This window comes from Actinoplanes sp. NPDC049599, assembly GCF_044465625.1.
In the GTDB taxonomy this organism is placed as follows: Bacteria; Actinomycetota; Actinomycetes; order Mycobacteriales; family Micromonosporaceae; genus Actinoplanes.
Window position 1 is genome coordinate 1 of the sequence record NZ_JBITLX010000059.1, and the last position, 6,932, is coordinate 6,932.

Annotated in this window: 9 protein-coding genes; 3 read left to right on the forward strand and 6 right to left on the reverse strand. The window is 67.0% G+C overall.

Annotation, left to right across the window (positions count from 1 at the left end; translation table 11 throughout):
- Both ACIBQZ_RS43005 and ACIBQZ_RS43010 read left to right on the forward strand, forming a co-directional pair.
- Positions 1-181: hypothetical protein (locus ACIBQZ_RS43005; protein WP_396094738.1), on the forward strand; the 181-nt coding region annotated here is incomplete at its 5' end.
- A gap of 172 nt (positions 182-353) precedes the next feature.
- The gene (locus ACIBQZ_RS43010; protein ID WP_396094739.1) at positions 354-686 is read left to right on the forward strand and encodes a hypothetical protein; all 333 of its coding nucleotides are present in this window, start codon (positions 354-356) and stop codon (positions 684-686) included.
- On the opposite strand, the gene ACIBQZ_RS43015 is transcribed toward ACIBQZ_RS43010, so the two are convergent.
- The 5 genes from ACIBQZ_RS43015 to ACIBQZ_RS43035 form a co-directional block, all read right to left on the reverse strand.
- Positions 673-981 carry a hypothetical protein gene (locus tag ACIBQZ_RS43015; protein ID WP_396094740.1) on the reverse strand — a complete coding sequence of 103 codons (309 nt, stop codon included), beginning with the start codon at positions 979-981 and terminating at the stop codon, positions 673-675. The genes ACIBQZ_RS43010 and ACIBQZ_RS43015 overlap by 14 nt on opposite strands.
- 87 nt (positions 982-1,068) lie before the next feature.
- Complete coding sequence (locus ACIBQZ_RS43020; RefSeq protein ID WP_396094741.1) at positions 1,069-1,905, reverse strand: hypothetical protein; 837 nt, start codon at positions 1,903-1,905, stop codon at positions 1,069-1,071.
- Positions 1,906-2,165: 260 nt separating this feature from the next.
- Positions 2,166-3,035, reverse strand: coding sequence for an alpha/beta hydrolase family protein (locus tag ACIBQZ_RS43025; RefSeq protein WP_396094742.1), 870 nt, complete (start codon positions 3,033-3,035; stop codon positions 2,166-2,168).
- Between the two features lie 100 nt (positions 3,036-3,135).
- Positions 3,136-3,531: a hypothetical protein gene (locus ACIBQZ_RS43030; RefSeq protein WP_396094743.1), complete on the reverse strand. Its 396-nt coding sequence runs from the start codon at positions 3,529-3,531 to the stop codon at positions 3,136-3,138.
- Between the two features lie 143 nt (positions 3,532-3,674).
- Positions 3,675-3,989, reverse strand: a complete 315-nt coding sequence (locus ACIBQZ_RS43035) for a hypothetical protein (protein ID WP_396094744.1) — start codon at positions 3,987-3,989, stop codon at positions 3,675-3,677.
- Between the two features lie 233 nt (positions 3,990-4,222).
- On the opposite strand from ACIBQZ_RS43035, the gene ACIBQZ_RS43040 reads away from it, so the two are divergent.
- Positions 4,223-4,735: a macro domain-containing protein gene (locus ACIBQZ_RS43040; RefSeq protein WP_396094745.1), complete on the forward strand. Its 513-nt coding sequence runs from the start codon at positions 4,223-4,225 to the stop codon at positions 4,733-4,735.
- Between the two features lie 574 nt (positions 4,736-5,309).
- On the opposite strand, the gene ACIBQZ_RS43045 is transcribed toward ACIBQZ_RS43040, so the two are convergent.
- Complete coding sequence (locus tag ACIBQZ_RS43045; protein ID WP_396094746.1) at positions 5,310-6,590, reverse strand: hypothetical protein; 1,281 nt, start codon at positions 6,588-6,590, stop codon at positions 5,310-5,312.
- Between the last annotated feature and the right edge of the window lie 342 nt (positions 6,591-6,932).

Genomic DNA, 6,932 nt, shown 5'->3' on the forward strand with positions numbered 1-6,932 from the left:
GTATTTCGACCGCGGCGATCGTGACGTCGACGAAGTGCTGGTAACGAGCTTCCTCGACATGTTGCCGTGGCCGAATCAGCCCGGACACGGCTTGGCGGATCAATTGCCCGACCGCCTCCGCACCCGATTCGACCTGCTACGGCCGGCTGCGTCGCCTGGCTCTAGCCAAGCCCGGCGCTGATCCCAGCCATCGGGATCTCTGCCGCGATCTGGTCGCTACCCTGAGTTATCCGGTGCCACCACGGCGGCGCTAGCTCCCTGCTACGAGCGCCGGCACGCGGTTGGTGCGTAGTGGCGCTGGCTGTCAGGACGGATGTCGTTGTGAAGGCAGGACGCCGGAGGCAACGCGGTCCTTGTCGGGGCGAGATGACCGCCGCGACGAGTTCCCCGATGGTGCCCTGGTCGAGGATCTCGACTGGCCATGCCGTGCATTCACCGCGTTGGCTGCATCCTGGCTCGGCTACCAAGAGCTGCCGGATGTGGACGAAGGCATCCTGAGGGAGATCTGCCTGGACGAGGTACCAATGGCCGGTCTGGTCGGCTGCGTCGAGCAACGCGACAACACCAGGCTCCATGCCGCGATCCGCGCGCTGCCACGCGTGACGGGGTGCCCAGGCGTGGCGGAGTGCCGAGCCGGCAGCTGGGTGGATCGGCCCAGGAGTGGGAGCCGGATCAAGCTGGACTGATGTTGAGCAGTTCCGGCGATGGGAACTGGTCGGGATTTGTATCCTCGACGCCAACCCACTCGATGCCGCCGAGGACCTCCCCGCGCTGCGGATCCTCGATCGTGTAGAGGAACAGACCGGCGCAGGAGTCTTGAACACCCGCGTTGACTCGGATCGTCATCCCGAGGCCGCGACCATGCTGGAAATCGATGGACGGGCACCCGCAACCGCACGTGCCGACGACCTCTACTTCCGTCGCCTGGTCCCGCAGAGTTTCCACGTCAGGGAAATCAACGGCCAGCAGCGCGTTGAGCACAGCTCGCTCTCGCTGGGTCAGCGGCCTTGTGTCCATTCCGGGAACCTCCCATCAGCGCCAGGCGGTCAGCATCCGCAATTGCCCGCATCAAGTGCGCGTGGCGAGCTCGCAGGGCGTTGCTGAGCTCGTGCTGGCGTTCGGATCGCCCGTCATCGTTGGGCGTGGTCCCGCGTAATGCAGCAGAGGTGAGCCGAAACCGTACGGCAGGCGCAATCCGAAGCCGTGTACCGGGGCGGCTGCCGCGCAGACCAGCGTGAGCGCTACCGAAATCGTCACGCTCGACAACGCTGCAGCGCGCAGGGCCTTCGCCGGCAGGACTCCTGCTGCGTAAAGACCCGCTGCCCAGGGCAGCGACCACCACAGTGCCACCTGCCCGACAGCCGATAGTCCGGCCTCGTGCCAGAACACGTACGACGAGATCGGTAGCCCGGCCGCCACAGCCAAGCCGGCGATCACCATGGCGGGCCGTGGGGGCAAACCACTGCGCTGGCCGGCGCGGCAGCGATACAACTTCACACTCGCCACGACCACACCGACGGCGATGGCGGCCATCGCCAGGGCCAGCCACGAGCCGACAAGCGCACGCTGGTAACTCGATTCGTCGGCCCCGCCGAAGTTGAGCCAGTCACGGGTAGCCACCAGGGCTATGCCGGCCACCTGCAGACCGTTGACCGCGCAGATCACGGCGACCGTACCTGCGGTAGCCGGACGGCACGCCGCGACGAGCCCAGCGATGCCGATGATCAGGACAACCGGCAACAACATCAACGGATACACCGTCGCCTCTGTGCGGTCCGACGTGCTGCCCGGCAGAGCCAAAACCCCGGCCACCGCCAACGCCAATAACGTGATCAGCGAACCCAACAGTCGGCCACCGGCGGACTCGGAGCGCCCTCGGCGCTCCTTGATCGACGACGCAGTCATCGGCCACCCAACGTAACGCTCCTACCGGATTGAACGCGCTTGATCATCGACCGCTGCCTCCCAACAAAGGGCAGGCCAGCGTCCGACAGAACAACGCGGGCTGCAAGCCGAAGTGACGGTAACGCCGGGCTGTTGCCAGCACCGCGAGCCTGCGACCGACCGAGCGTTTCGCCAGCCGATGATGCCGGGGCACTCACCTGCCGAAAACAATACGGTGGCGGTTGAGATCGTCGAGCAAATAGAGAAGCGGCGGCTCCCGTTCATGAGGGCTGGTTGAGGCCGGAGGCTTGGGCCAGGAAGGCGACCGCATCGGCGCCGGCTCGTTTTCGCACGTCTGCCCCCTTGATCTCGTCGGGAAAGAGGTGATGGTGCTCAACGTGGCGACCAAGACTTCGCCCGCGTGCTCCGCCTATCAGCTCGAGATATCGCAGAGCGGTCTGTTCCGGACGGGTGATGACGTCAGCGTCCGCCCATCGGATCTCCACCGGCCGGGTCACCTCGCGCAAGCTCGTAGCGCTGGACATCCCGCCATCGCCGGGGCAGACGAGGAAGGCGGCCTGCACACGATCGTCGCTCTGGTCTGCGCCGGCGCTCTCCATCAGACCGCCGATCGTGTCGGTTGTGGTGGTGCCCCGCAACCACTCGAAAGCACTTGGAAACTCCGGGAGAGGCGGATCCGGGATCTCGCCTTCGGCGAGGAGTCTGATGAGATCAGGGTCGAGACGCACTCCGAGTAGCGCCGCAGCGGCATATCCGCCAGCCGAGAAACCTGCCGCCCCGACCCAGTCGACGCGGCGGTGTCGCTGGATGAGGTTGAGAACATGCCGGAGGTCGGCCGGGCGTTCCCAGATGAAGACGAACCCTGGCGCCGCATAGCCGTCGACCCAGTTATTACCGTGGTGATCCACTGCGGCGACCAGGAAACCCGCCTGCGCAAGCGGTTCGGCCAGCCACGCCAGGTCGCGGCCTGAAGCACCCGTGCCGTGTGACAGCAGAATCAGCCGCGTCAGGCCATCCACCGATGGGATGAGCGGCTCCCATAGGTAGACACGGACTGGCCGAGGGTGCGCGGGATTGTCGAATGATGCCCGCATCTGGTCGACGGACTCGACTATCTGTGGTGACGACACGGCGGGAACATATCGCAGGCCAGCGCCACAATCGACCCCGCTAGGACGATGACCGCCAATTCGCGAGCGCATTCTCATGCCGCGATCCGCGTGCTGGCCATCAGAGTTCGTACGGGTGAAGAGCGATGTTTTCCCGCTGAAGGTAGAGGTTCACCCAGGATCCGTCGGTCGCAATCGGGATGGATCCGACAACGTCCAGCAGGACCTGATCGCCGCCCAGTTGGAGAACCGCTGCGCCATCAACGGTGAGCTTGAGCCAGCCCCGGACGATGACGCAGTGACCTTCTTGCTCGAGACCCGATGACGCCTCGTCGGCCGGGCGAGCGTTCTGACCCCACACGATCTCCTCGTCGATCGTCCACTCCACGTGGTAATGCCCGGACGGGATATCTGGAGCTCCGCACCAGCGAACTGCGGTATGTCCGAAAGAAGTCCTGACCTGGACCATAAGAGAACTCCAGGGGAACTCGGCGGTCTTCTCCACCTCGACAAGCATGTAGGCATCATGGCAGGCCGTTTTGCCACGGTGGCGTGCGCTCATCTGCCGCGTTGAAGGGCGGCGGCAAACGAGGTCGTCACCCTCGGTAAAGATGTCGCTTGCCAGCTGTGACGCTCCTGGCGCGGTGTTGACCCTGACTCCTACATGCGCTGGACGAGAGTGCGTTCTGCGACGTTGAAGGTCGTCCGGCCACTCTGGTCTTCGATGTCGAACCGTAGGCGGACGAGTGCCGACCGGTTGCCGCCCAGGTCCACGGCCCAGTCGAGCAAATCGCAGGGGACTTCAACACCCACCGGGAGCTTGGCCTCTGGTTTCAACCGATCATCGGAGTCGAAAATCGGGGCCTTGTCGATGAGGGTTGCTACACCGCCGTCCGACTCGGCTAGGTGCACCAGCACCCGTCCCGGCCACTCGTCGTCGACCCAACGGACTACTTCGGCGTGGACGTAATACATACGGAGATCATGAGCGACCCGGAGGGCCCCGACAAGATTGCGGGCGGCAATGTCATCGCAAAGGACTTCGCATCCGGCCATTGGCACTGTTCAGCAGGGAACCCAGCGGCACGCACTCTGGACCGGTTGGGAGGGCTTGCACGCCGCTCTGCCGGCGCCCAATTCTGCCGCGACGCGCGTGGACGGCGGCCCTGGCTGGCGGTTACTCGGCGTGCTGGTGCGACCATTAGGGCATGGTCACGATTGAGGTCGTTCTCGGCGACATCACCGGTCAGCGCGTCGACGTCATCGTGACCGCCGCGAACGAATCGCTGCTCGGTGGCGGCGGGGTTGACGGCGCCATCCACCGGGCAGCCGGACCACGGCTCGCACAAGCCGGTGCGGCGATCGCGCCTTGCGACCCCGGCGACGCCAAGGTCACTGCCGCGTTCGACCTCGACCCGCCCGTTCGCCACATCATCCATACCGTGGGCCCGGTCTGGGAGGGCGGCACCTACGGCGAAGCCGACGTTCTGGCCGCCTGCTACCGGCGCAGCCTGCGACTGGCCGACGAATTCGGAGCACGAACGATCGCGTTCCCCGCCATCGCCACCGGTGTCTATGGATTCCCCGCCGCGCAGGCCGCCCGCATCGCCATCGACACGATCAGATCAACAGCCACGGCGGTCGACATCGCATACCTGGTCGCCTTCGACCAGGACACCTACGACACGCTCACGACGGCGTTGCACGACCAGGCCCAGTAGACCGCGTCGGGGCTGGCTCCCGCGCCGGACGGGTACCGGCAGCTGTCGCCGGGTCAGGTGGCGCCGAATCTGAGGCTGTGGGCGCCGCCCCGTAGCAGCATGTCTGGAATGGTGGCGAGTGCGAATCGCGTGTGCGATCTGACAACCGGTCTGGTCACTGGGCCAGCGACTGGTGAATGTGACAAATGAGCCGCTTGACTGGAGCGGCGGGCACCATATGAACATTGGGCCGACGTCTGCGTGACCGAGCGGGGCGATCTGGTTGTCGGCTGCGGTGAACGTGCGGACAGGTACGGGGTGATGTGCATGCCTGTCTGTGCTCGGCGAGGCTCCTGTGTCCTCGTCTGGTTGGTTTCCCCGTCTGGCTGGGCTGCACTCTTTGCGGAGCAACACAGGCCAGACGCCCGGACGAATCCGGGTATCTGGCCTGTTCGCACGTGACCCGTGGTCGAAACGGGGACGGGGCGGAAGGTCGGTGAGCCGCCCGCTCTGCCGGGCCGGAGCCTCCTCCGGCTCTCTGAGCTATCGCCGTGCCAGCCCAGGATTCTCGATCGCTGCGGCGATCGCAATGCATTTATCGCGGCTGTGCCTGGCCGGAGAACACACCGATCTGGCGCAATACCCCGGCCAGCAGCGGCGACGACACCGTCACCCCGTGGACCAGGTCCCGGGCCGGCGCCGGCCGTTCGGTCAGGTCCTGCCGGTACGGCTGTGTCCAGCCGGTGGTCTCAGGGTCGACCCCGTGTCGCCGGCATGCCTGCCGTACCAGGTCGGCGTCGCACGAGTCGTCACCGAGCACGACGTCCCACGGCAGCGGCAGGTCCGCCCACACCTGCACGTCGGCGTGCTGATCACGGCCTTCGAGCCGGTGCCAGACCGCCACGTCCGCCGCCACCAGTGCGGGGACCTTGCCCGGGCAGCTGGCCTCGATGACGTCGTCGTACCCGAGGCCGCGCGTCAGGTTCAGCCAGCCGGTGCGCGCCTGGTTGAACGCCCGGGTCGCGCTGTTCCACGTCGACGAGTCGTCACCCACCCGCATGATCATGTGGGTGGGGTCGCGACGCACGTCGTAGGCGCTGCGCAGCGCCCTCGCCGACGCGGCGAGCTGCTCGTAGTACAGCCCCATCAGCCGGCCGCACTGCGCGTCGTCGAGCCGGTCCAGCACCGACCAACGAGTCAGCACCGAGGCCAGCACCCACGGCCGGCAGGTCGGGGCCGACAGCGCCGCCGCCAGTAGCTGTTCGGCGAGGGTATCCATCGGCCGCGCCTGGCGGCCCGACGTGAACAGGGTCCGCACGTTGAGCCGCGCCATGTAGTACGCGGTGAACGCTGCGGTGGCCGGGCACGCCACGAAGTCCTCCTCGGCGACGAGGTACGCGAGGCGCGCCTTGCCGAACGCCGTCGACGCCTCCCGGTCGCGTTCGGCTGCCAGTACCTCGGTGCGCTGCTGCAGGTGCAGCGCCGCCCGCACCGCCCGCCGGTACGTGCGTACCGACACCCCGGGAAGGATGTCCCGGCGCGTGGCGGCGTCCATCCGGTCCCGGGCGTCGGCATGCCCACCCCGGTCACCCCGGGCCCCGGACGGCTTCCGCAGCCGGTAGTAGGTCCCGCCGGTCCAGGACGTCATCGGCACCGGGCGGCGCGGCATCGTCCGGCGGGCCGGCCACGGCTCCTCGTCGGGGAACCCGAGCAGCGTCAGAGCCGACCCGAGCCACCGGCGCAGCGACGCCGGATCGGCCGGGTCCGCCGCCGCGGGTGCCGACCGGCTCGCGGTGAGTGCCACCGCGTCCACCGCGGTCCGGGCCGTCTCGTACGCGCGAGCCAGCCCAGGATGACGCCGCCAGGTCGTCGGCATCGATGACCCGACCGGCCCCGTCGAGACAACCGGACCGCTGTCGGTGACCGGCAACTGATGGGCACGTTGGTGCCGGCTCATCGCGTACAGATCCCGGGTACCCACCGCACTGAGCCACCGCTGCGCACCGAGTTCCACGATGTCCAGCGCCACGTCTTGAGGCGACCGCCGTTCGCGAATGCCGGCGTACAAGCGGTGCAGAACGGCTTCTTCCGAACGCTTCACCGACATCAATGACCACCTAACTCGAAAATCGACGGTGACCAGACGCGCGGCAGCATCCCGCGTCGCGCAGCGGCGTGGGATGGGTCCTTGGTTGAAGCGGTGGTTATGCGGCGAGGT

Excerpts from the sequence above, each read along its gene's own strand:
- ACIBQZ_RS43020 (WP_396094741.1), bottom strand. The coding sequence starts at position 1,905 with ATGACTGCGTCGTCGATCAAGGAGCGCCGAGGGCGCTCCGAGTCCGCC.
- ACIBQZ_RS43030 (WP_396094743.1), bottom strand. The coding sequence starts at position 3,531 with ATGCTTGTCGAGGTGGAGAAGACCGCCGAGTTCCCCTGGAGTTCTCTT.
- ACIBQZ_RS43035 (WP_396094744.1), bottom strand. The coding sequence starts at position 3,989 with ATGTATTACGTCCACGCCGAAGTAGTCCGTTGGGTCGACGACGAGTGG.
- ACIBQZ_RS43040 (WP_396094745.1), top strand. The coding sequence starts at position 4,223 with ATGGTCACGATTGAGGTCGTTCTCGGCGACATCACCGGTCAGCGCGTC.
- ACIBQZ_RS43045 (WP_396094746.1), bottom strand. The coding sequence starts at position 6,590 with ATGCCGACGACCTGGCGGCGTCATCCTGGGCTGGCTCGCGCGTACGAG.